Source organism: Pseudomonas sp. LRF_L74 (genome assembly GCF_965644255.1).
Lineage (GTDB): Bacteria > Pseudomonadota > Gammaproteobacteria > Pseudomonadales > Pseudomonadaceae > Aquipseudomonas.
Map to the genome: position 1 here is coordinate 204,696 of NZ_CBFFRH010000003.1, position 21,180 is coordinate 225,875.

Genomic DNA, 21,180 nt, shown 5'->3' on the forward strand with positions numbered 1-21,180 from the left:
CCGCCCCATCAAACCGGGCGCGTCAGGTTCATGCCCCCTGGAGTCATATCCGCCCTCTGTGGAGAACCGTGCCGCCTCTCACAACCACGTGCCAGAGAATGACGATATGCCTGCCCTGCCCAAGGCTGCTTCACTTTCCCCGCTCGCCCTCTCGATCTGCCTGCTGCCTTCGGTCGGCCACGCCGAGAATGTCGAGCTTCCCGACACCTTGATCGAAACGGCCAGCGACAAGAGCTACAAGGCAGAAAAAGCCAGCGTGGCCGGCAAGACCGAGCAATCCCCCAAGGACATACCGCAATCCATTTCGGTCCTGACACGTCGACAGATGGATGACCAGGGTCTGGTCAACATGAGCGATGCCTTGCAGCAGATCACCGGGGTCAACGTCATCGCCAACGACACCTTGAGCCATCAGTACTACGCACGCGGTTATGCGCTCGGCGTGATGTACGACGGTATCCCGTCCTACAACGGCATGACGCCTTCGCATCAATTCGACCTGGCACTGTACGAGCGAATAGAAGTCCTGCGCGGTCCGGCAGGGCTCATGCGGGGTGTCGGCGAACCGGGAGGCACAGTCAATCTGGTGAAGAAAAAACCCCTGGATCATTTCGCCCTCTCGTGGAAGACCGGTGCTGGCTCCTGGGACAACTACCGTGCAGAAGGCGATATCGGAGGGCCGCTGACGCCAGACGGCCGCTTGCGTGGCCGACTGGTCATGGCCAGACAAGACCAACGCTATTTCTACGATCACACCGACAGCGAAAAATGGGTCGCGATGGCAGCACTGGATTACGACCTCACCGACAGTACATTGCTGTCCGTCTCATACAGCCAGCAAAACCAGGATGTCGATGCTCCCTGGTCCGGTCTGCCCGCCTCCTCAGTTGCAGATGCTGGTGGTCACTATCGATTGTTGGATGTATCCCGTTCTACCTTTAACGTCCCAAGTTGGGGCGTCATGGGCTATGACAGCCGTGAACTGGCTGCATCCATAGAGCACCGCTTCACCAGTGACTGGACTGCCAAACTTGCCCTAAACAGTCGCAAACAGAATCTGTATTACAAGTACGCCTACACCTCTTCAGGTCTTGATCCCGTTACCCAGCGCCTCAGCTACAGCAGCTTCCGCGGCGACTACGACTACACGCGCAACGGCATCGACCTCTACGCCAGCGGCCCATTTTCATTATGGGGGCGCACGCACCATCTGACGCTGGGGGCCAACAGCGAGCGCTACAACAGCGATGGCCGATCAGGTCGTGGGCCGAGCTATTCGAATATCCTCTTCGCCGATGCGGGGTCATTGTCAGAGCCGGTCATCGCCTATACCTCGGGCAGCGAAAGCGAAACCACCCAACATGGCGTCTACGGGCAGCTCAGGCTGAGCCTGGCCGATCCACTGACACTGGTACTTGGTGGCCGCACCAGCCATTTCGAGAACAAGAGCCGAAGCGTCTCCCCCTCCACGCAAACGGCCTGGAGCAAGGGCGCCGAAGCCGCTGGCGAATTCACGCCTTATGCCGGCCTCGTCTATGAAGCCACGCCGAACGTCACGCTCTATTCCAGTTACAGCGATATCTTCGTCCCGCAAACCCAGCTAAAGGCCGATGGCGGCGTGCTTGATCCACGGGTGGGCCGGCAATACGAGATCGGCGGCAAAACCTCCTGGCTGAATGATCGCCTTGCCGTTTCCCTGGCCTGGTTCGATCTTCAGGACGAAAACCGTGCCTATGCGGACCCTGCCTATCCGACCCAGAACTTTTACCTCAACGCCGGCAAGGTGCAGAGCCGAGGCTGGGAAATGGAAGTCAGCGGTAGCCCGATCGACGGGCTCGAATTGATAGCAGGCTATACCCGCCTGACCACGCGCTACCTGAAAGACCGTTCCAACGCCGGCAAGACCTTCTCGATCCAGACGCCCAGGCATCAGTTCAAGCTCTGGAGCAACTACAGTTTTTCCCAGGGCAGCCTCGACGGCCTCAGCCTGGGCCTGGGCTTGCTGGCCAACAGTGCGGCGCAAAGCTCGCGCGGCTGGCGAGACGAAGTAGTAAACAGTGGCTATGCGGTGCTCAACGGACGCATCGGTTACCGCATCGATGAGCACTACTCACTCAGCCTGCTGGCGAACAACCTGCTGGATCGCAAGTATTACGCCAGCGTCGGCACGCCGAACATTTATAACTTCTACGGCGAACCGCGGAACTTCATGCTGACGCTTAGCGCAAGCTACTGAAAGGAATGGGGCGGAGCCGGGACCCTTGCCAGGTACGGCCCCGCCCCCGACCCGATGTATCCGCCAAGGAAATCTGTCGGGTCGCGGGTCAATCTAGCACTGCGCAGAACGCCTCAAGCACTGCGACAACACGCCACGGCATGAGCACGCTTCCACCTGCCGAGGCAGCCTGGACACGAGCGTGGCAAGTTGTCGCAATTGAGGCCCACGGTATGGGCTTCATAAGCTCTCCAACGGTCACTATCGACCGGTATCGGATCAGCGAATCATGAACATGAAGAAATTGGCCGTCTTGTTGCTGGGGTTGGCAATCGGCTCCAGCGAGGCCGCGCAAGATCCGGAAACGGTGTTCAACCGATCATGCGGCCTCTGCCACAACGGGCAGTCCGCCGCACCACGCAAAGGTAATGCCGAGGCGTGGAAGCCTCGCTTGTCACAGGGAATGGATGCGTTGGTCAAGCATGTGACCGATGGCTTCAATGCGATGCCGCCACGCGGCTTCTGCACGGACTGCACAGCGGAGGATTACCAGGCAGTCATCGGCTGGATGGCCAACAGCAGGCAGGAGGACTGATGCGCCGTACCGTAACGCTCGTCACTGTTCTTTTGGCTCTTGGTGCAGCCCTCATCTACGGGTACGGCAGGCCGCCGACTCTCGACAAGAAGGCGCTGTATCAAGCGGGTGTTTTCCTGTTCCCCCAGCCCCGCGAGCTGCCCGACGCTCATCTCAGCAGCCCTGACGGCCAACCTTTCGGCCGTGAATTCTTCGCCGGCAAGTGGACGCTGGTTCTGTTCGGCTACACCTTCTGCCCGGACGTTTGCCCGACAGCGTTGAGCGATCTGCGCAAGCTCAATGCGGCCCTGCCTCCCGAAGCAAGATCGGCGCTGCGGGTCACCATGGTCAGCGTGGACCCGCACCGGGACACGCCAGAGATATTGCAGCGTTACGTGACCTACTTCGACCCGACCTTCACCGCCATGAGTGGTGCTCTTTCAGAGGTTCAAAAAGCATCCGGCACGATGGGGCTGCCGTTCATACCAGGGGACATGGCAGAGGAGAACTACACGGTTACCCATAGCGGTAACCTGGCGCTGATCGACCCGAGCGGCGTTCAACGTGGTTTCGTACGCGGGCCATTCAAGGTCGAGGAATTGATTCGCATCCTGCCGGCATTGATGGCGAGCCAGCCGGGTTGAAGCGAGGCCGCGCGCGCTGGCGGCCTCCGGCAAGGTACTCACTGGGGTATGCGTAGCCAGCGATGAAAGCCGCGAATTCCACCTCGGCTCAAGGGTGACCAAGCGAAATCGAAACGCGCGGGCGGCACCCACTGGCTCGTGCCGTCCTCATCCATCCTGCCGGTCTTCCACTCAACGGTTGTCATGGCGAATGCCGGGCAACTCAGCATGATGCCCTGGGCCAGGCTGTTGTCGCCGCTGGCCCAACGTGCAGCCGCGGCGCAAAGCAGGTCGTCGATGTGCACGTCCGTCACCCGTTGCGCATATTCGGACTTCAGCAGCCAACGGCAGAAGCTGATATGAAAGGTCCAGTCCTGGGCGGGCTGGTGCCGATATGCCCACGTCATGAATCGGCGAAACAACTCCAGGCCTTCCGGCGGGTCGAGCTTCAGCAGCGATGGGCACAGATCGAATATCAGGTGCCAGTATGGCAACAGCCTGGAATCCAACGAAATGAACGATCGGGCATTGCTGGGGTAGTCAGGAAACAGCGACTCATAAGCCGCCGTCCTGCTTTTCTGCGCAACGTAGGTTTGAAAAGCATTCATCGCTTCACACTCCGTGTCGTACTGCCCTATTGAGAAGGGCATGTGATTGACGAGCCTGAACAGGCTTCATTCGGCTGTTTCAGGCCAATGCCGGAGGTGCCCTGGAGTGTGCGGCGGGGTAGCGAGGGTTGCAGTGCGGGCCTGGCAGCAACGGAGCCACGGCCAGGCTTGCCCAGGTCGCCGGGATCGGTAGCCATGCCCCTTGGCTACTCAATGCCGGGCTGTTGATCAGTAGCGAGCAGTAACCACAGGCATCGAAGACTGACGCATGCAATGAGTTCGGCGTCGTATGCCGAGGCTGGCCGGTATCATCGTGGCACGCCAGTTCACCCAGCCATGACCAGTTGCTCGTATCGGCGCGGAGCTGGGAGAACAGCGGGGCCAGGATAATGAGGGCGAACGCCAGCAGCCCCAGCCGGGCGCCGAGCAGACGATAGCGAGCCCTCATTGTCATCAGTGCTGGAGACCTTCGCGCGGCAAACGCCCGACGGCCCTTGTCCAGGCATTGGCGCTTGCGAAAAGCAGCGGCAGTGCCAGGTGATTGATCCATTCCATTGATTCATCTCCTTGGTTTACCAGCGACGGTTCACAAACCCAGGCATACGCCCGACGGGTCAGGCGCGACAGGGGTCATAACGTCGTGTGAGCGAACGCACGCACCGCCACCTGGGCGGGGCGCGCAAACGCGAATCGAGGCGGCCGATCAGGCGAGTGGCGGGGCTCGTGGGGAATGAGCGAGAAGAAAGGCACGCGGTGGCTTGCGGTTCAGCCACGGCCAGGCATCGGGCGATGTCCCGCCGGCCTGCAGTAGCAAGTGCCAACCGCTGCTGTTGAGAGGTACGCCGGCGTGACCGAACGAACACAACGGGCAATCAATGCTGCCAGGGGCCATGTGTCCGGGGCGCTGCGTATCCTCATAGGGAACCGGCGCAGGCTCGTTGGCGACAGTCTTGCAGAAACCGCCCTGCAACCCACTGATGCTCAGCGCGCTCATCTGTCCATGATGGATACCACAGGCGAACAGACTGAACAGGACGCATGCGTACAGCGTCCAGGCAGTCAATTCGCGCGGGTATCGGGTCAGTCTCATGAACGAGGCTCTGCTGGCGGCGCCAGAAATGTCTGTGCCTGGCTTATCGACGAATTGCCAGGCGATGGAAACAGGCTGCGAGCCACATCATGGCCCGGCGTTTGCCGTACGGTAAGCGAGATCGGCTCGGTTACTCAAGACGAACACAGGGTCGCGCCTGATTCCGCGTCCATCGCAGAATGCCGCTCGGTGTTGCCAGCCTCACAGAATCGTGGGGTTGGGCGCGTTTCCATAAACCTGCCTGGGATCGAAGGTCTTTGCGGTTTCCGCGTAGCCAATCCTGCCAGTGGCCAGCGCCACGGTGCGGTAGAAACAGCTGCGATAGCCAACGTGGCAACTGGCGGGCTTGCTCTGGTGTCCCGCTGAAAGTGCGACCCGCAACCAGATCGCATCCTGATCGTCGTCTATGCGCATCTCCTCGACCCGTTGTACCAGGCCGCTGGTTTCACCCTTGCGCCAGAGCACTTGCCGCGATCGACTCCAGTAATGCGCCTCGCCGGTCTGGATGGTTTTTTCCAAGGCCTCGCGATTCATGTAGCCCAGCATCAGCACCTCGCCGCTCCCGGCATCGGTGGTGACGCAGGCAATCAGCCCATCGCGGTCGAACTTGGGCGCAAGCTCATGCCCCTCCTCGACTTGCTCGATGGAAACCCGCTGGGCAAATTCCAGCGGGGCCTTCTCGGTCTGTGCAGGGGGATTGTTCATGATGACTCCTCGCTGAATGATTCACTGCGTCTCCAAGAAACGCAGGGCCTGGCCTCGGGGAGCGCCCGACAAGTGCTCGTCGCGTACCACGATGCGCCCGTTGACCAGCGTGTGGATCGGCCAGCCCGTCACGGCCTGGCCGTCATAGGGCGTCCAACCACTGCGGCTGGCAATCCAGGCGTTGCGGATAGTGCGCCGCGCCCGCAGGTCGACAACGCTCAGGTCGGCATCAAAGCCCACGGCGATGCGTCCCTTGCCCTCCAGGCCAAAGATGCGGGCCGGCCCGGCACTGGTCAGGTCGACCAGGCGAGCCAGGCTCAGGCGCCCGGCATTGAAATGATCGAGCATCAGCGGCAGCAGGGTTTGTACCCCCGTCATGCCACTGGGCGACCGAGGGTAGGCACTGGCCTTCTCCTCCAGGGTATGAGGCGCGTGGTCACTACCGAGCACATCCACCACGCCGTCCTGGATGGCTTTCCACAATGCCTCCTGGTGCCGGCGCTCGCGAACCGGCGGGTTCATCTGTGCCAGACTGCCCAGGCGTTCATAGCACTCCGGTGCCACCAGGCTCAGGTGATGCGGGGTCACTTCCACGCTCACCCGCTGCTTGTGCCGGGCAAGGAAGGCCATTTCCTCGGCAGTGGATACGTGAAGGATGTGCAGGCGGCGATTGACCTCTGCCGCCAGGCGTACGATCCGCTCGGTAGCCATCAGCGCGCTGCTCTCGTCCCGCCACAACGGGTGTTGGCGCACATCACCGTGGGTCTCGACCAGGGCCTTGCGTTCACGAAGCCGCGCCTCATCCTCTGCATGCACCGCCACACGGCGGCGACCATGCTCGAGGATACGCCGCAGCACTGTTTCGTCATCGGCCAGCAGGTCGCCGAAAGAACTGCCCATGAACACCTTGACGCCAGCGCAGCCAGGCAGGTTTTCCAGTACCTGCAACTGCTCGGCATTAATGCCCGAGCCGCCGATGTAGAACGCGTAGTGGCACCAGGCGCGGTCCCGCGCGGCGTCGAGCTTGGCCTCCAGGTCGGCCTGCCACAGGGTGAGCGGATGGGTATTGGGCATCTCGAACACGCTGGTTACGCCACCGAGTACGGCGCCGCGGGTACCGGACTCCAGGTCCTCCTTATGAGTCAGGCCCGGCTCGCGAAAATGCACCTGGCTGTCGATCACCCCGGGCAACACGAGGAGGCCAGCGATATCCATCTCGTTTTCAGCGCTCCACCGCCCGCGCAGGTCACCCAGGGCAACGATGCATCCATCCCGGCAGGCCACATCGATTCGCTCGGCACCGTTTGGCGTCAGCACGATGCCACCAAGCAGCAATACATCGCCGTGTCGCTGCCGGGCGTCGCTCATACACTCACCGTGGCCAAAGACTGCTCGGCGAGGGCGAGCAGGCGTTCATCGCGGACACGCTGCTCGGCGTGGCGGGTCATCCAATCCGGCGCCTGGGCCTGCTCAAGCAGGAATTGCCGCACAGCTTGCAGGCTCATCCCCCCCCGCTCCTCGCCATCGCGCGTGCGCACGGCAACCTGGCCAGTAGCGGCTTCCTTGGCACCAACCACCAAAAGGAAGGGAATGCGTTGCAGCGTTTGCTCGCGGATCTTGTAGCCGATCTTCTCGTTGCGCAGGTCACTCTCTACCCGCAATCCGGCATCGACCAGCCACTGCGCCACATCCCTGGCATAGCCAGCGTGAGCCTCGGTGATCGGCAACATGACTGCCTGTACCGGAGCCAGCCACACTGGCAGCCGACCCGCGTAATGCTCGATGAGAATGCCGGTAAAGCGCTCCAGCGAGCCAAACAGCGCACGGTGCAGCATGACCGGTCGCTGGCGGTGCCCCTCCTCGTCCACATAATCGATAGCGAATCGTTCAGGCAGGTTCATGTCGACCTGCAGCGTGCCGCACTGCCAGTCGCGGCCGATGGCATCGCGCAGCACGAACTCCAGCTTCGGGCCGTAGAACGCACCTTCGCCGGGGTTGACCCGATAGGACAGGCCCATGGACGTGAGCGCCTGGGTAAGCGCGCCTTCGAGCAGGCCCCACGTGCTGTCGCTGCCCATGCGATTCAGGGGTCGCGTGGACAGCTTGATGCGTACATTCTCGAAACCGAACTGGCGATAAATATCAAGGGTGAGTGCCACCACTTCACGGCACTCGGCATCCATCTGCGCGGGCGTGCAGTAGATATGCGCATCATCCTGGGTAAAGTGACGCACGCGTAGCAGGCCGTGCAGCGACCCCGATGGCTCGTAACGGTGAACCTTGCCGAACTCGCCCATGCGGATCGGCAGGTCGCGGTAACTCTTCAGGCCGTGGCGGTAGAGCAGCACACTGCCAGGGCAATTCATCGGCTTGAGCGCCAAGGCCCTGCCGTCCTCGGTCTCGGTGGTAAACATGTGGTCGCGGTAATTCTGCCAGTGCCCGGAGACCTGCCAAAGGCCGCGATCCATCACATCCGGGGTATTGACCTCGATGTAGCCGGCGCCTTGCTGGCGACGACGCATATAGCCGATCAACGCCTGGAACACCGTCCAGCCACGTGGATGCCAAAATACCGCCCCGGGCGCATCCTCCTGGAAGTGGAACAGATCCAGCTCGCGGCCGAGTTTTCGATGATCACGTTTTTCGGCCTCATCCACGCGTTGCAAATAGGCCTGCAGGTCCTTTTTATCCGCCCAGGCGGTGCCATAGATACGCTGAAGCTGCTCGTTCTTCGCATCGCCACGCCAATAGGCACCCGACAACCTGGTCAACTTGAAGTGCTTGAGAAAACGCGTATTGGGCACATGGGGGCCGCGGCACATGTCCACGTATTCCTCATGAAAGTACAAGCCCACGCAGGTCTCATCCGGCATGTCATCGATCAGTCGCAGCTTGTAATCCTCGCCACGCTGGCGAAACAGCTCGATAGCGTCGTCACGCGCCAGCATGCGCTTGACCACGTCGTAGTCACGCGCGATCAGCTCGTGCATGCGCTGTTCGATGGCAGCCATATCGTCAGGCGTGAAGGGCCGCTCGTAGGCGATGTCGTAGTAGAAGCCCTCGGCGATGACCGGTCCGATGACCATCTTCGCCGTGGGATAGAGCTGCTTGACCGCATGGCCTACCAGGTGCGCGCAGGAGTGGCGGATAATCTCCAGCCCCTCCTCGTCACGCGCAGTGATGATGTGCAATGGCGCGTCGTGATCGATGGTTTCGCAGACGTCCACCAGGCGCCCCTCCAGCCGCCCGGCCAAGGCATTCCTGGCCAGGTTGGGGCCGATGGCGGCGGCGACCTGGGCAACGCTCACCGGCGGTTCGAAACGACGCTGCGAGCCGTCGGGCAGGGTCAGGGAAATCGACTTCATGCTCATGCCTGCACACCGTCAACCACCGCGTCGTGCCGCACCGTGCAGGGACCGTGGACGATGGCGCCGGATTTGGAATGAATGACCGCGTAAGGGCCAATGAAAACGTTTTCCTCAACGATCACCAAGCCACAGAGGATGGCGGTCGGATCGACGATGGCGCGGGGATGGATCAGCGGTAGGTCGCTGCGTGGGTTCTTGCGAATCATGGTCTATCAGTTCTCAGGCATCGGGCAGGCACATGGCGTCGTTGGGCGCTCAACAGCACCCAGCGCAGGGCTGTCAGGTGAGGAAATTCGACAAGCATGCCGATGACCAGGGCGGCATAGACCAGCGGCTGGTCAGGCAGCGCGGCCATGGTCACGGCAAGCATCAACGGCGCATTGCGCGCCGCGGTGGTCATGCTCAGCAGCGCATGCTCCGGGTAATCCAGCCCGACCAGACGGCTGAGCCCCTCGCCGAGCAGAAAAGTCAGCACGAAAAAGCTGAATACCGCCAACAGCACCCAGATGAATACGCCACGATGCTCGAAAATCACCGCGATGTTGCCGGCGAATATCTCCAGCACCAGCAGCCCGATCAGCCAGGGCACCAGTTGATCGATGCGTGCCAGCAACGCGGCGAAACGCTTGCCGCCAAGTAGCAGCCTTGACAGCAGATGAGCCACCACTGCCACGAGCAAAGGCTGCAGAAACCATTGCAGAAGCGTACCGCCGATCACCTCCGCCTCGACCTCCACGGCCTTACCGGCGAACAGTTGCAGGTACAACGGATAGAGCAGCAGTTGCACGAGCATGTTGATTGGAATAAGCGCAGCGCCCAGCGCGACATTGCCGTTGGCCAATCGGGTAAAACCAAGAAACCAGTCGGTACACGGCGACATGAAATAAATCACCAACCCCACCATGAACAAAGGATGGGCGTTGAGAAACAGCGAGGCCACGGTATAGCCGATCAGGGGGATGAGCACGAAGTTGGCCAGCAATGCCAAGCCCAGTACGCGCAGGTCGCTCAGCGCTTGCAGCAAGGCACCGAAGCGCACGCCGAAGAACAGCAGAGCGACCAAGGCCAGCAGTGTGGGGTCCACCCAGTCACTGACCCGCTGCGCGGTCGTCGGGGCCAAGTAGCCCAGCAAAGACCCGATGGCGATGCCAGCCAGCAGGATGAGGGACGCGAACGAGGCGCCGAGGGCATGCCGGCTTAACATTCGCAGCCCTCGCAGCATTCCGCATTACCGAATGGCCCCCAGCTACCGGCCTGCTCGTGTGGCAGGTATTCAAGCGACAGGCGCTCGGCAATCTCTCTGGCGATCAGCGAGAAGCGCTGGCGGAATTTGTAGATGAAGCAGTAGATCAATGGCGGGTGCCGGACTTGGGGACCGACCAGAAAAAGGCCCGGCGTACGCAATGACTCGTCGGCACTGCCCAGGCAAATACGGCCTTGGTCATCCCAGGACCAGAGTTCGGCAATCTGCCGCGCGCCACCGCCCTTGAGAAATCCAGTCCCCAGCACAGGCGGTGTCTGGCTATCCCAGTAGCGGCCATCGGCAGCGTGCACGCGCAGGGCGCCTGCCTCGTCGCGACTGACCTGCACGATGTCCGCGCCGTACACGATCTCCAACCTGCCACTGCGCTGCAAATCGCGCAAACGCTCCTGGCTGTAGGGCGAAAGCGCCACGCTGGGGTCATAGATATCGGCTAGGTCCCAGGTCGCGCGGCGGACCAGGAGGCGCACGGAATGACCTCGCGCGACTAGATTGGCAGCCGCGTCGACACCGCTCTCATAACCGCCAATCACCGTGTAGTGACCAGGCTGCAGCGACTGCCAATCGCCGACGTCGGCGTAATGCAGGCACCACTGCCCACCCGGAAAAGGTTTCAGATCAGGAAACTGGTACTCGCCACAAGCCCAGATCAGGAAACGTGTTTCGTAGCCGCCCTGCTCGGTCTCCAACTCGAAGCGCCCATTCGCGCAACGCGTGACGTCCAGCACCTTGCAGTCACAGGTGACCGAGAGTTCGGCGGCCTCGACAATGAAGCTCAGATAATCAGCGTACTGCGGGCCGCTCAGGTGCTCGGCGCCAGCGAAGATTGCCGGCGAACTGGTGGCATCGACCGCGTTCAGGTCAGCCAATCCGAATGGATTACTGTAGAAGGATGGTGTGATGAAACGCGTCTGTACCGGCCAGCGGCGAAACGACTCGCCAATCCGGCCACTCTCCAGAATCTCGCACTCCAGCCCAGGCACGTCTTGCAAGGCTCTGGCCATGCCGATACCTGCGGCTCCCGCACCTACAATCACTACGTCCACGCTACGCATTGGGCTCTCCGATGGAATGGAAATCACTGGCCGGCATACGAACGGGTGGCGCATCGAGCGGCAGTGGATTGGCCCCCTGCAGCAATGACTGAGCCGGTGAATTCATACGGGCTCCGGAAGCGGTGCAGCCCAGGCCGCAGCATCATGCGGGTGCAGGCTTTCCAGATGGCGAACATGCACGTGAGGACATGCGAAACGACCGGCCAGCTTATGCTGAATACGCCGTGCAGCATCTTCGACGAACATCAGGTTGCTACCGTTGAGAGCAGCGAAGGCCTGCTCGTCCGCACGCTTGACCGCTGTTTGCAGCGGCGTGCCTAACGCCAGCTCGATGCTATCGATCAGCGGCAGCAACGCCAGCGAGGTTGCACCGCTATCGAGTTCAACCTGGACGTCCGCGACGCTGCGCTGGCTATGCGGCGTAGCCAAGGTCGCGTTCACCCGCAGCCATTGGGCAACCGCCTCAGGCGACAACATCGCCTGTCCAGCAAATTCCTTGATGAAAGCATGCTCCACCAACTGCCGGGACAGCGCCGCCGAGCACGGGCAGGTTGAGGAATAGCCCACCGACACCCTGGCCTGCGGCCTGAATACGCCATCGATCACGCTCGCCTCAAGGCGCACCGGATAGGCCTTCCAACCGGTCAACCCCTGGGTCACCAGCGCTGGACGCCGGATCAACAACTCGAAATCCAGGCGCAACCGGGCGTTACGACTGGCACAGTCCTGGTGACTCTCGACCATCGCCAGCAACAGCCGCCTCAAACCCTGTGCCGTCAGCGCCGGCCCCTCGCCCAGCGAATCGAGCAGGCGGTATAGGCGAGACATGTGAATGCCCTTTACATGGGGCGCCGGCAGGTCGACCTGGACATCGGCACGGGCATGGATTGTTTGCCTGTAGCCGGGTTCGTCCAGAGTGACCGGCAGGTCAATGCCCTGCATGCCGACCCACTCCAGTCGCCCCGACTGGGCAGCATGCTCGGCAATTGATACATCGGGCAGTACAGCATTCATGGCTGCCGGTATCCGTAGAGGTTTCCCGAGGCTCTCTTGCCGCTCACACCTCGATCGATGGCTCTTCCCGCAAGGTGCATTCCCACCCGGCCGCCCTCGCCCACGCAATCAACGCCGATGCTCGGCTCAGGCATAGCGTTGACGATGGCCGCCCTCCTTCGCTCTTGGCGATGGTTGAGGAGGTGCCCAAGCCATGTGCTCGTGCCGGCGCCGAGAAAGCCCGCAAGGGCCGTGACGGGTAAATCGCTCGCGTTGTGCATGCTGTTCATCACAGAAATATCTATTTGAAAGTGGGAGAAAACGCGCGGATCGGCTCAGCTTTTCTGAACGTCCAGCGCCGCGCAGACCGCGCAGCGGCCATGCAACTCAACGGTGGAATGCTTGAGAGCGAACGCATTTCCATCGATCCAGCGGCTGAGACAGCGCGCCAGGTCTTGATCGGTAAACTCGTCGACATGACCGCAGTTATCACAGATGGCAAACGCCCTGACGCCATGCTCGCAGCGGACTCGGTGTGCACAGGCCACATAGGCGTTTATGGTTTCGAGGCGATGCACGAGCCCCTGCTCAAGCAGTCGATCCAATGCCCGGTAGACCTGCGTCGGCGCGCTGAAGCCTTTCTTGCGCAACCGATCGAGCACCGCGTATGCACTGAGCGGGACCTCAGCCCTCTTCAAAACCGCAAAGACGGATTTCTGGTTGGCAGTCAGTTGCATGGCTTGCTCTATTTCGACACTCGAAAAACACGTTATAACATAACATAAAATTAGAAAAGCCCTCGACGCAGATTCCGCCGTCGACCAGCCTGGAAGGCAGGCAATCGCCTTCCGTAGCGGTCATGGTCTTGCAAGGTCGGCGAATGCAGGCTCGGGTGAAAGTCGCACCTACGGCTCTGCAGCTCCGCACCGGCAGGGGTGCGGAGCTGCAAAGGCCTTATTGGCTTGCCAGGCCACGCAATATCATGTCCGCGGCCCGCTCGCCGATCATGATGCAGGGCGCGTTGGTGTTGCCGCTGATCAGCGTCGGCATGATCGAGGCATCGGCGACGCGCAGGTTGTCCACGCCACGCACCTTCAACTGCGGGTCGACCACGGCCATGTCGTCAGTGCCCATCTTGCAGGTGCCGACCGGGTGGAACACGGTGGCGGCGTAGTCGCGCAGATGGGCCAGCAGTTGCTCGTCGCTCTGCACTTGAGGCCCGGGGAGCATTTCGGCGCCGCGCAGAGCGTCGAACTCGGGCTGGGCGAGGATACGCCGGGCGAGCTTGACGCCTTCGACCAGGATCTTGGCGTCTTCCGGGTCGTCGAGGAAGTTGAAGTCGATCTCCAGGCTACGACCGGCGCCCAGGCGTACCTCGCCGATGCTTTTCGGGCGCAGCACGCAGGTGTGGATGGCATAGCCATGGCCCCACTCGAACAGGCGCCCGCGATGGCTGCGGTAGCCGGGGACGAAGTGCATCTGCACGTCCGGCAGCTCGCCCGCCAGCGGTGTGCGGGCAAAGCCACCGGCCTCGACGTAGTTGGTGGTCAGCCAGCCCATCTTCTGCGCCAGGTACTTGAACGGCGAAGCCAGCACCTTGGGCAGCGAGCCGAGCGAGAAACCGAGCGACAGCGGGCTCTTCGAACGCACGGTGACCAGGCCATCGATATGGTCCTGCAGGTTCTTGCCGACGCCGGGCAGGTCGACCTTGCAGGCCACGCCCGCCTGTTCCAGTTCGTCCTTGGAGCCGATGCCGGAGTTGAGCAGGATGTGCGGCGAGCCCAGGGCGCCAGCGCAGAGGATGGTTTCACGGCGGCAGCGCAAGGTGCGCCAAGCGCCGTTCTGCTGCAATTCGAGGCCGCTGACGCGGCTGCCGTCGAGCACCAGGCGACCGACCTGGCAACCGGTAAGCACGGTCAGGTTGGCACGGTCACGCACCGGGTGAACGAAGGCCCGGTAGCTGGACAGGCGCTTGGCGTCCTTCTGCGTGACGTTGTAGAGACCGACGCCTTCCAGGGTGCCGCCGTTGAAGTCGTCGTTGCGTCGCAGGCCAAGGTGCTCGCCTGCGCGAACATAGATTTCCGACAACGGGTTGGGATCGCGCGGCCGATCCACCAGCAGTTCGCCCTGGGTGCCGTGGTACAGCAGCGATTGGCCGAGGCGGTTGCCTTCCGAACGCTTGAAGTACGGCAGCACGTCCTGCCAGCCCCAGCCAGGGCAGCCGGCGCTTTGCCAGCGCTCGTAGTCGCTGGCGTCGCCACGGATGTAGATCATGCTGTTCATCGAGCTGGAGCCGCCCAGCGCCTTGCCGCGCGGGGTATGCAGGCTGCGTCCGGCGAGGTGCTTCTGCGGCGCCGAGAAGTAGTTCCAGCTGAATACCTTGCTCGTGTACAGGGTGATGGTGCCGGCCGGGGTCTGCACCCGTGGGCTGGCATCACTGCCGCCCGCCTCGATCAGGCATACGTTGACGTTCGGGTCGGCGCTCAGGCGGTTGGCTAGCACGCAGCCGGCCGAGCCGGCGCCGACGATCAGGTAGTCGAAGGTGTCCGTCATCTCAGTGCACGGCCTCCATGTCGTCATGCAACAGGCCGAGGATGTGCCGTTTCATGCGAATGAATTCCGGCTCCATCACCACGTCGAGGTTGCGCGGGCGCTCGATCGGCACGTCGAGGATTTCCTTGATCCGCCCCGGTCGCGCGCCCATCACGTAGATGCGGTCGGCGAGCAGGATCGCTTCGTCGATGTCGTGGGTGACGAACACCACGGTCTTCTTGCTGTTGCCCCACACCTGCAACAGCAGTTGCTGCATTTGCAGGCGCGTCTGGCTGTCGAGGGCGCCGAAGGGTTCGTCCATCAGCAGGATCTGCGGGTCGTTGGCCAGGGCGCGGGCGATGGCCACGCGCTGCATCATGCCGCCGGACAGTTGCTTGGGGTAATGCTCGGCGAACTTGGCCAGGCCAACCTCGGCCAGGTAGAACTCGACAATGGTGCGGATCTCGTCCTGCGGCAGGCCGCGACGCTTGAGGCCGAACTCGATGTTCTGCCGCACGCTCAGCCAGGGGAACAGGGTGTAGCCCTGGAACACCATGCCACGGTCGGCGCCGGGGCCCTCGACCTTCTTGCCGCCGACATAGATATCCCCCTCGCTCGGCTCGTTGAGCCCGGCGGTGAGGTAGAGCAGGCTCGACTTGCCGCAACCGGACGGGCCGACGATCACCGCGAACTGCTGGTCCGGAACCTCGAAGGAGACCCGGTCCAGGGCGGTGAAGGTGTCGCCCTTGGGCGACTGGTAGCGCAGGCTGACGTTGTCCACCTTGAGCCGCGCGGCGACCTCGGCGTACTCGCTGAGCGGCGGCATGATGTAGGGTTTCTTGGCTACTGCGCCCATGCGGCAATCCTCAGTCGAAGCAGACGGAACAGTTGATCGGTGATCAGCCCGAGCAGGCCGATGATGGCGATGGCGAGGAAGATCACATCGACCTGGAAGCCACGCATGGCCTTGAGGCTGATGTAACCCAGGCCGCTCGATGCGGCGACCAGCTCGGCCACCACCAGGTAGGTCCAGGCCCAGCCCATGGTCACCCGCAGGGTGTCGAGAATGCCCGGCAGCGAGGCGGGGCCGAGTACGTGCAGGACCACGTCGCGGCGGCTGGCGCCGAGGGTGTAGCTGGCATTGATCAGGTCTTTCTGCACGCCTTTGGAGACGTCGGCGATCATCACCAGTTGCTGGAAGAACACGCCGAAGATGATCACCGCCACGCGCTGCTCCAGGCCGATGCCGATCCACAGGATGAACAGCGGTACGAAGGAGGTCACCGGCAGGTAGCGGATGAAGTTGACCAGGGGTTCGAGGAACGCCTGGACGATACGGAAGCTGCCCATCAGCAGGCCCAGCGGCACCGACACCAGCGACGACACGAGGAAGCCGATCAGCACCACTTCCAGGCTGGCCAGCACGTGCTTGCTCAGGGTGCCGTCGGCGGCCAGGCGGGAGCCGGCGGCGAGCACGTCGCCCGGCGTCGGCAGGAACATCGACGGCACCACGCCGCCGTAGGACAGGCCGGCCCACAGGCCGATCACCAGCAGCCAGCACAGGGCGCCAGCGCCGAGCACCAGCCTGCCGGGCAGTTCGAGCTTTGGTGTCAGGCAGCGCTGCAACCAGGATTTTTGCGTGGCCATTGCACCACCTCTTGGAGAATTGAACGCAACGCGGACCGCCGCTCCAGGCGCGGTCCGCTGGCGGGACGATCAGGGCTTGACGAAGGAGGTATCGACCAGGTCTTCGTATTTGACCGCGTAGGGCTTGCCTTGCAGGCTGCTCCAGGTTTCGTTGGCCAGGTCGATGATGCCGGCGATGTCACCGGCCTTGCCGGGCACGCCGAGCAGCTTCTCGCTCATGGCCTGGTCGTAGAACTTCACGCCCTTGGCCGCTTCGGCGAGGTCTTCGGGTTTCGACAGGTAGCCGCCGACGCCCTTGGCCATGATGGTGTAGGCCTCTTTCGGATGGGTCTTGGTGTACTCGACCGCCTTGTACAGGCCGGCGACCAGCGCCTTGACATCTTCCGGCTGCTTCTCGATCACGTCGCAGCCCAGGGCCACCACGTCGACGATCACGCCCGGCGTGGTGCTGCTGTCGACCAGTACCTTGCCGGTGCCCTTCTGCTTGACGGTGGTCAGGTTCGGTTCCCAGGTCACCGCGACCGGTACACGGCCAGCAATGAACGCCGACGCAGCATCATCGGACGTCATGTTCTGCACCTCGATGTCGGCCATGCTCATGCCCTGCTGCTTGAGCAGGTACGACAGCCAGAACTGCGACACCGAGCCTTCGTTGACTGCCACGGCCTTGCCCTTCAGGCCCTTGATATCGGCGATGTCCTTGCTCACCACCAGGCCGTCGCCACCGTGGGACTCATCCAGCGCGGCAACCGCCTTGAAGCAGAAGTCCTTGGAGCGGTACTTCAAGATTTCGTCGATGGTCGAGGCCGAGCCGGAGAGTTTCCCCGAGGCCTGGGCGGCCATGTACATCGACGCTTCCTCGATGGTGGTCAGCTCCAGGTCCAGGCCGGCATCCTTGAAGTAGCCCAGGTCGCGGGCCAGGTACAGGGTGCCGTAGCCAACCCAGGTGGTGTGGCCGATGGACAGCTTGCCGGCCTGGGCCGTGGCGACCATGCCAGCCGCCAGCGCGGTGCACGTGAGGGAACGGGCGATACGGTGGCACAAGGACTTTTTCATTCAATACTCCCACAGCCTGTTGGCTCGTTTTTGGTTTTGCGTGGGGCAGGATTGGCCAATGGCCGAAGCACGTTCTTGCGGGCCGGCCTCATCGGGCCGGCGCCTGGTTCTTGCGCCGTTCTCTGCGGAACGGTTTCGGGTTACAGCAGGTTCAGCTCGCGGGCGGTGCGGTCCACCGCGCGACGGGTTTTCTCCACCAGCTCATCCAGCTCGGCATGGCTGGCGACCAGCGCCGGGGCCATGATCATGCGGCCCAGGGTCGAGCGAATGATCAGGCCTTCGTCGAAGCCGACGGTGCGGCAATGCCAGGCGATGTCGTTCTCGTTGGCGAAGCGTTTGCGCGTGGCCTTGTCTGCGCAGAACTGCAGGGCGGCGACCAGGCCGGCGCCCTGCACCTCCCCGATCAACGGGTGTTCGGCGAAGGTCTCGCGCAGCAGCTTCTGCAGGTATGGGCCGGTGTCGTTCTTCACCGTCTCGACGATCTTCTCGTCACGCAGCGCGGTGAGGTTGGCGATGGCCACGGCGGCCGCCACCGGGTGGCCGGCATAGGTCAGGCCATGGGCGAACACGCCGCCCTGCTGCACCAGCACCTCGGCCATGCGCGCACTGAGCACCAGGCCGCCCATGGGGATGTAGCCGCTGGTCAGGCCCTTGGCGATGGTCAGGGTGTCCGGCTCGAAGCCGAAGTGCTGGTGGGCGAACCATTCGCCGGTACGGCCGAAGCCGCCGATCACTTCGTCGGCGCACAGCAATACGTCGTACTGGCGGCAGATGCGCTGCACCTCCGCCCAGTAGCTGGCCGGCGGGAAGATCATGCCGCCCGCGCCCTGGAAGGGTTCGGCGACGAACGCCGCAACGTTCTGCGCGCCCAGTTCGAGAATCTTCGCTTCCAGCTCACGGGCTGCCTTGAGGCCGAACGCTTCTTCACTCAGTTCGCCACCTTCGGCGAAGTAGTACGGCTCGCCGATGTGGGCGAAGTCCGGCAGCATGCCGCCCATCTCGTGCATGAAGCCCATGCCGCCCAGCGCGGTGCTGCCCAGGGTCGAGCCGTGGTAGCCGTTCCAGCGGCCGATCATCACCTTCTTCTGCGGCTGGCCGAGGATTTGCCAGTAACGGCGCACGCTGCGGATCAACACCTCGTTGGCCTCGGAGCCGGAGTTGGTGTAGATGGCGTGGCTGTAGTGCGCCGGCAGCAGGCTGAACAGCAGTTCCGACAGCTCCACCACGCGCGGGTGGGTGGTGTGGAAAAACAGGTTGTAGTACGGCAGCTCCTGCAACTGCCGGCTGGCCGCTTCGTTGAGGTCCTCGCGGCCATAGCCCAGCGCGGTGCACCACAGGCCTGACATGCCGTCCAGGTAACGCTTGCCATCCGTGTCCCAGAGGTTCAGGCCCTGGCCCTTGGCGATCACCAGCGCCCCCTTGTCGTTCAGCGCCTTCTGGTCGAGGAAGGCATGGATGTGGTGCGCCGCATCCAGTGCCTGGTATTGCTTCGTGGTGTGCTTCGGGGCAGTCATCGCAGTGCTCCTTTTCCGCCTGGCTCTAGTGGCCAGGGCTCAACGCAATTGAAACCAGGTGGTTTTCAGCTGGGTGTATTTGTCGAACGAATGCAGCGACAGGTCGCGGCCGAAACCAGACTGCCTGCCACCGCCGAAGGGCGTGCTGACATCCAGCGCATCGACCGTGTTGACCGAAACGGTGCCGACCTTCAGGCGCTTTGCCACGCGATGCGCGCGGTTGAGGTCGTCGCTCCACAGCGAAGCGGCCAGGCCGTAAATGCTGTCGTTGGCCAATTGCACGGCCTGCTCCTCGCTGTCGAACGGCATGACCGCCAGTACCGGGCCGAACACTTCGTCGCGGGCCAGGCGGCTGTGCGCTGTCACGCCGGTGAACAGGGTCGGTTCGACGAAGTTGTCCGAGTCGTTGAAACTCAGGCGCTTGCCACCACAGGCAAGATGCGCGCCGTCGGCCAGGGCGTCGCCAATGAACGTCATGATCCGCGCGGTCTGGCGCGAGTCGACGATGGCACCCGCGCGGCTGGCGGGATTCAGCGGATCGCCGGGCTGCCAGTCGCGGGCCTTGGCGATCACCCGCTCGACGAATTCATCGTGGATCGAGCGCTCGACCAGCAGGCGCGAATTGGCCGAGCAGACCTCGCCCTGATTGAAGAAGATGCCGAAGGCGGCTTTCTCGGCGGCCAGGTCCAGGTCCTGGCAATCGGCGAACACCAGGTTGGCGCTCTTGCCGCCGCACTCCAGCCACACCTGCTTGAGGTTGGATTGCGCCGAATAACCCATGAAAAACTTGCCCACCTCGGTGGAGCCAGTGAAGGCCAGGCAATCGACATCCATATGCAGGCCCAGGGCCTTGCCGGCGCTTTCTCCCAAGCCCGTTATGACGTTGAACACGCCTTCCGGAATGCCCGCCTCCAGCGCCAGCTCGGCCAGCCGCAACGCGGAGAACGGCGATTGCTCGGCGGGTTTGAGAATCACCGAGTTACCGGCAGCGAGGGCCGGTGCGAGTTTCCAGGCGGCCATGTCCAACGGGAAATTCCATGGCACCACCGCGGCAACCACGCCCAGCGCTTCGCGGGTGACGGTGGCGAGCACGTTGACGGCACTGGGCGCGACTTCGTCGTACAGCTTGTCGAGGCTCTCCGCGTACCAGCGGAACACGCCGGCCGCGCCTGGCACATCGATGTTCCAGGCATCCATCACCGGCTTGCCCATGTTCAGCGAATCGAGCAGGGCGAGCTCATCACGGTTGGCGAGGATCAGTTCAGCCAGCTTGAGCAGCACCTGCTTGCGTTCGACCGGCGAGCGCCGCGACCACACTCCAGCCTCGAAGGATTGGCGAGCGGCGCGCACGGCCAGGTCGACATCGACAGCATCGCAGGCGGCAACCTGGGCCAGCAGCTTGCCGGTGGCGGGATCGAGCGAGGCGAAGGTGGCGCCGGACTGCGCAGCGACCTGACGACCGCCGATGATCGAGCCTTCGATGAAGCGCTGTCGCTGGGCACGCTGTTGCCAATCGCTGAGTTCGTACACCGCCCTCTCCTCTCGCCGGTTGAATGCTGTTGCGAGCTGATGGTGGCGCAAGGGCGGTTAGAGGAAAATTATTAAATATGTCATCGGGACATACGAAAAAACTGGCTTCTCACGCCCCAACAACGCGCATCGCGCACCAGATCGAAGCACCGAATTGCACGCTGACAGGGCCAGGATCGTTCGCTCCAAGGCAATCCGCCAGCTCACCTGGTTGCATGGGATGAATCCGCCTGATGCGCGACGCTCCGTTTCGGTGCCTGCGACCGCTCCCCGCCAGCCGCATTGCCAGACGGCAAGACCCGGCCAGTATCTTGCAACGGCCCCGGATCGTTACCGTTTCACCCCGTTCACCAGCAGTGCGGGCAGGCCAAGAAAAACCTGCCCACTGCCCAGCAAAATGCTGTGCGGG

The 21,180-nt window shown here is 62.7% G+C and carries 20 protein-coding genes and 1 pseudogene; 3 read left to right on the top strand and 18 right to left on the bottom strand.

The window, feature by feature from the left end:
• Window positions 1–106: 106 nt before the first annotated feature.
• The 3 genes from ACSZPK_RS09560 to ACSZPK_RS09570 all read left to right on the top strand — a co-directional run bounded on the left by ACSZPK_RS09560 (window position 107) and on the right by ACSZPK_RS09570 (window position 3,433).
• Entirely contained in the window at window positions 107–2,236 is a 2,130-nt protein-coding gene (locus ACSZPK_RS09560; protein WP_437881221.1) for a TonB-dependent siderophore receptor, read from the top strand.
• Window positions 2,237–2,510: 274 nt separating this feature from the next.
• Entirely contained in the window at window positions 2,511–2,810 is a 300-nt protein-coding gene (locus tag ACSZPK_RS09565; RefSeq protein WP_437881569.1) for a c-type cytochrome, read from the top strand.
• Window positions 2,810–3,433: an SCO family protein gene (locus tag ACSZPK_RS09570; protein WP_437881222.1), complete on the top strand. Its 624-nt coding sequence runs from the start codon at window positions 2,810–2,812 to the stop codon at window positions 3,431–3,433. Before ACSZPK_RS09565 ends, ACSZPK_RS09570 begins: the two co-directional genes overlap by 1 nt.
• A 38-nt stretch (window positions 3,434–3,471) precedes the next feature.
• Here the strand turns inward: ACSZPK_RS09570 and ACSZPK_RS09575 are convergent, their stop codons facing one another.
• From ACSZPK_RS09575 to ACSZPK_RS09660, 18 genes and pseudogenes are all read right to left on the bottom strand, one after another.
• On the bottom strand, window positions 3,472–4,062 hold the full coding sequence (locus ACSZPK_RS09575) for a putative natural product biosynthesis protein (protein WP_437881223.1): 591 nt from the start codon (window positions 4,060–4,062) through the stop codon (window positions 3,472–3,474).
• Between the two features lie 37 nt (window positions 4,063–4,099).
• Complete coding sequence (locus tag ACSZPK_RS09580) at window positions 4,100–4,474, bottom strand: DUF2946 domain-containing protein (protein WP_437881224.1); 375 nt, start codon at window positions 4,472–4,474, stop codon at window positions 4,100–4,102.
• A 249-nt stretch (window positions 4,475–4,723) separates the two neighbouring features.
• Window positions 4,724–5,110 (bottom strand): DUF2946 domain-containing protein, encoded by a 387-nt coding sequence (locus ACSZPK_RS09585; RefSeq protein WP_437881225.1) that lies wholly within the window; start codon window positions 5,108–5,110, stop codon window positions 4,724–4,726.
• A 201-nt stretch (window positions 5,111–5,311) separates the two neighbouring features.
• Window positions 5,312–5,815 carry a phosphoribosyl-AMP cyclohydrolase gene (gene hisI, locus ACSZPK_RS09590; protein WP_437881226.1) on the bottom strand — a complete coding sequence of 168 codons (504 nt, stop codon included), beginning with the start codon at window positions 5,813–5,815 and terminating at the stop codon, window positions 5,312–5,314.
• 21 nt (window positions 5,816–5,836) lie between these two features.
• Entirely contained in the window at window positions 5,837–7,183 is a 1,347-nt protein-coding gene (locus ACSZPK_RS09595; protein ID WP_437881227.1) for a dihydroorotase, read from the bottom strand.
• A complete protein-coding gene (thrS, locus tag ACSZPK_RS09600) occupies window positions 7,180–9,180 on the bottom strand; it encodes a threonine--tRNA ligase (RefSeq protein WP_437881570.1) in 2,001 nt (666 codons plus the stop codon). Before thrS ends, ACSZPK_RS09595 begins: the two co-directional genes overlap by 4 nt.
• A gap of 14 nt (window positions 9,181–9,194) precedes the next feature.
• Window positions 9,195–9,389 (bottom strand): annotated as a pseudogene (locus ACSZPK_RS09605) (hypothetical protein); the annotation flags it as partial.
• Window positions 9,386–10,387 (bottom strand): arsenic resistance protein, encoded by a 1,002-nt coding sequence (locus tag ACSZPK_RS09610; RefSeq protein ID WP_437881228.1) that lies wholly within the window; start codon window positions 10,385–10,387, stop codon window positions 9,386–9,388. The pseudogene ACSZPK_RS09605 and the gene ACSZPK_RS09610, both read right to left, overlap by 4 nt.
• Window positions 10,381–11,553: an NAD(P)/FAD-dependent oxidoreductase gene (locus tag ACSZPK_RS09615; RefSeq protein WP_437881229.1), complete on the bottom strand. Its 1,173-nt coding sequence runs from the start codon at window positions 11,551–11,553 to the stop codon at window positions 10,381–10,383. Before ACSZPK_RS09615 ends, ACSZPK_RS09610 begins: the two co-directional genes overlap by 7 nt.
• 48 nt (window positions 11,554–11,601) lie before the next feature.
• Complete coding sequence (gene folE2 / locus ACSZPK_RS09620; RefSeq protein WP_437881230.1) at window positions 11,602–12,513, bottom strand: GTP cyclohydrolase FolE2; 912 nt, start codon at window positions 12,511–12,513, stop codon at window positions 11,602–11,604.
• A complete protein-coding gene (locus ACSZPK_RS09625) occupies window positions 12,510–12,782 on the bottom strand; it encodes a GTP-binding protein (RefSeq protein WP_437881231.1) in 273 nt (90 codons plus the stop codon). The genes folE2 and ACSZPK_RS09625 overlap by 4 nt, the downstream gene beginning before the upstream one ends.
• Window positions 12,783–12,827: 45 nt before the next feature.
• Complete coding sequence (locus tag ACSZPK_RS09630) at window positions 12,828–13,229, bottom strand: transcriptional repressor (RefSeq protein ID WP_437881232.1); 402 nt, start codon at window positions 13,227–13,229, stop codon at window positions 12,828–12,830.
• Between the two features lie 217 nt (window positions 13,230–13,446).
• Window positions 13,447–15,045, bottom strand: coding sequence for a GMC family oxidoreductase (locus ACSZPK_RS09635; protein WP_437881233.1), 1,599 nt, complete (start codon window positions 15,043–15,045; stop codon window positions 13,447–13,449).
• Between the two features lies 1 nt (window position 15,046).
• The gene (locus ACSZPK_RS09640) at window positions 15,047–15,880 is read right to left on the bottom strand and encodes an ABC transporter ATP-binding protein (RefSeq protein WP_437881234.1); all 834 of its coding nucleotides are present in this window, start codon (window positions 15,878–15,880) and stop codon (window positions 15,047–15,049) included.
• Window positions 15,868–16,671 (bottom strand): ABC transporter permease, encoded by an 804-nt coding sequence (locus ACSZPK_RS09645; protein WP_437881235.1) that lies wholly within the window; start codon window positions 16,669–16,671, stop codon window positions 15,868–15,870. The genes ACSZPK_RS09640 and ACSZPK_RS09645 overlap by 13 nt, the downstream gene beginning before the upstream one ends.
• Before the next feature lie 69 nt (window positions 16,672–16,740).
• Window positions 16,741–17,727, bottom strand: coding sequence for an ABC transporter substrate-binding protein (locus ACSZPK_RS09650; RefSeq protein ID WP_437881236.1), 987 nt, complete (start codon window positions 17,725–17,727; stop codon window positions 16,741–16,743).
• 140 nt (window positions 17,728–17,867) lie between these two features.
• Window positions 17,868–19,241, bottom strand: coding sequence for an aspartate aminotransferase family protein (locus tag ACSZPK_RS09655; RefSeq protein WP_437881237.1), 1,374 nt, complete (start codon window positions 19,239–19,241; stop codon window positions 17,868–17,870).
• A gap of 39 nt (window positions 19,242–19,280) precedes the next feature.
• Window positions 19,281–20,771, bottom strand: coding sequence for an aldehyde dehydrogenase (locus ACSZPK_RS09660; RefSeq protein WP_437881238.1), 1,491 nt, complete (start codon window positions 20,769–20,771; stop codon window positions 19,281–19,283).
• Between the last annotated feature and the right edge of the window lie 409 nt (window positions 20,772–21,180).

Coding starts and splice junctions, on each gene's coding strand:
- ACSZPK_RS09570 (WP_437881222.1), top strand. CDS start 2,810: ATGCGCCGTACCGTAACGCTCGTCACTGTTCTTTTGGCTCTTGGTGCA.
- ACSZPK_RS09595 (WP_437881227.1), bottom strand. CDS start 7,183: ATGAGCGACGCCCGGCAGCGACACGGCGATGTATTGCTGCTTGGTGGC.
- hisI (WP_437881226.1), bottom strand. CDS start 5,815: ATGAACAATCCCCCTGCACAGACCGAGAAGGCCCCGCTGGAATTTGCC.
- thrS (WP_437881570.1), bottom strand. CDS start 9,180: ATGAAGTCGATTTCCCTGACCCTGCCCGACGGCTCGCAGCGTCGTTTC.
- folE2 (WP_437881230.1), bottom strand. CDS start 12,513: ATGAATGCTGTACTGCCCGATGTATCAATTGCCGAGCATGCTGCCCAG.
- ACSZPK_RS09650 (WP_437881236.1), bottom strand. CDS start 17,727: ATGAAAAAGTCCTTGTGCCACCGTATCGCCCGTTCCCTCACGTGCACC.
- ACSZPK_RS09645 (WP_437881235.1), bottom strand. CDS start 16,671: ATGGCCACGCAAAAATCCTGGTTGCAGCGCTGCCTGACACCAAAGCTC.
- ACSZPK_RS09640 (WP_437881234.1), bottom strand. CDS start 15,880: ATGGGCGCAGTAGCCAAGAAACCCTACATCATGCCGCCGCTCAGCGAG.
- ACSZPK_RS09565 (WP_437881569.1), top strand. CDS start 2,511: ATGAAGAAATTGGCCGTCTTGTTGCTGGGGTTGGCAATCGGCTCCAGC.
- ACSZPK_RS09655 (WP_437881237.1), bottom strand. CDS start 19,241: ATGACTGCCCCGAAGCACACCACGAAGCAATACCAGGCACTGGATGCG.
- ACSZPK_RS09630 (WP_437881232.1), bottom strand. CDS start 13,229: ATGCAACTGACTGCCAACCAGAAATCCGTCTTTGCGGTTTTGAAGAGG.
- ACSZPK_RS09575 (WP_437881223.1), bottom strand. CDS start 4,062: ATGCCCTTCTCAATAGGGCAGTACGACACGGAGTGTGAAGCGATGAAT.
- ACSZPK_RS09610 (WP_437881228.1), bottom strand. CDS start 10,387: ATGTTAAGCCGGCATGCCCTCGGCGCCTCGTTCGCGTCCCTCATCCTG.
- ACSZPK_RS09615 (WP_437881229.1), bottom strand. CDS start 11,553: ATGCGCCACCCGTTCGTATGCCGGCCAGTGATTTCCATTCCATCGGAG.
- ACSZPK_RS09625 (WP_437881231.1), bottom strand. CDS start 12,782: ATGAACAGCATGCACAACGCGAGCGATTTACCCGTCACGGCCCTTGCG.
- ACSZPK_RS09635 (WP_437881233.1), bottom strand. CDS start 15,045: ATGACGGACACCTTCGACTACCTGATCGTCGGCGCCGGCTCGGCCGGC.
- ACSZPK_RS09560 (WP_437881221.1), top strand. CDS start 107: ATGCCTGCCCTGCCCAAGGCTGCTTCACTTTCCCCGCTCGCCCTCTCG.
- ACSZPK_RS09585 (WP_437881225.1), bottom strand. CDS start 5,110: ATGAGACTGACCCGATACCCGCGCGAATTGACTGCCTGGACGCTGTAC.
- ACSZPK_RS09580 (WP_437881224.1), bottom strand. CDS start 4,474: ATGACAATGAGGGCTCGCTATCGTCTGCTCGGCGCCCGGCTGGGGCTG.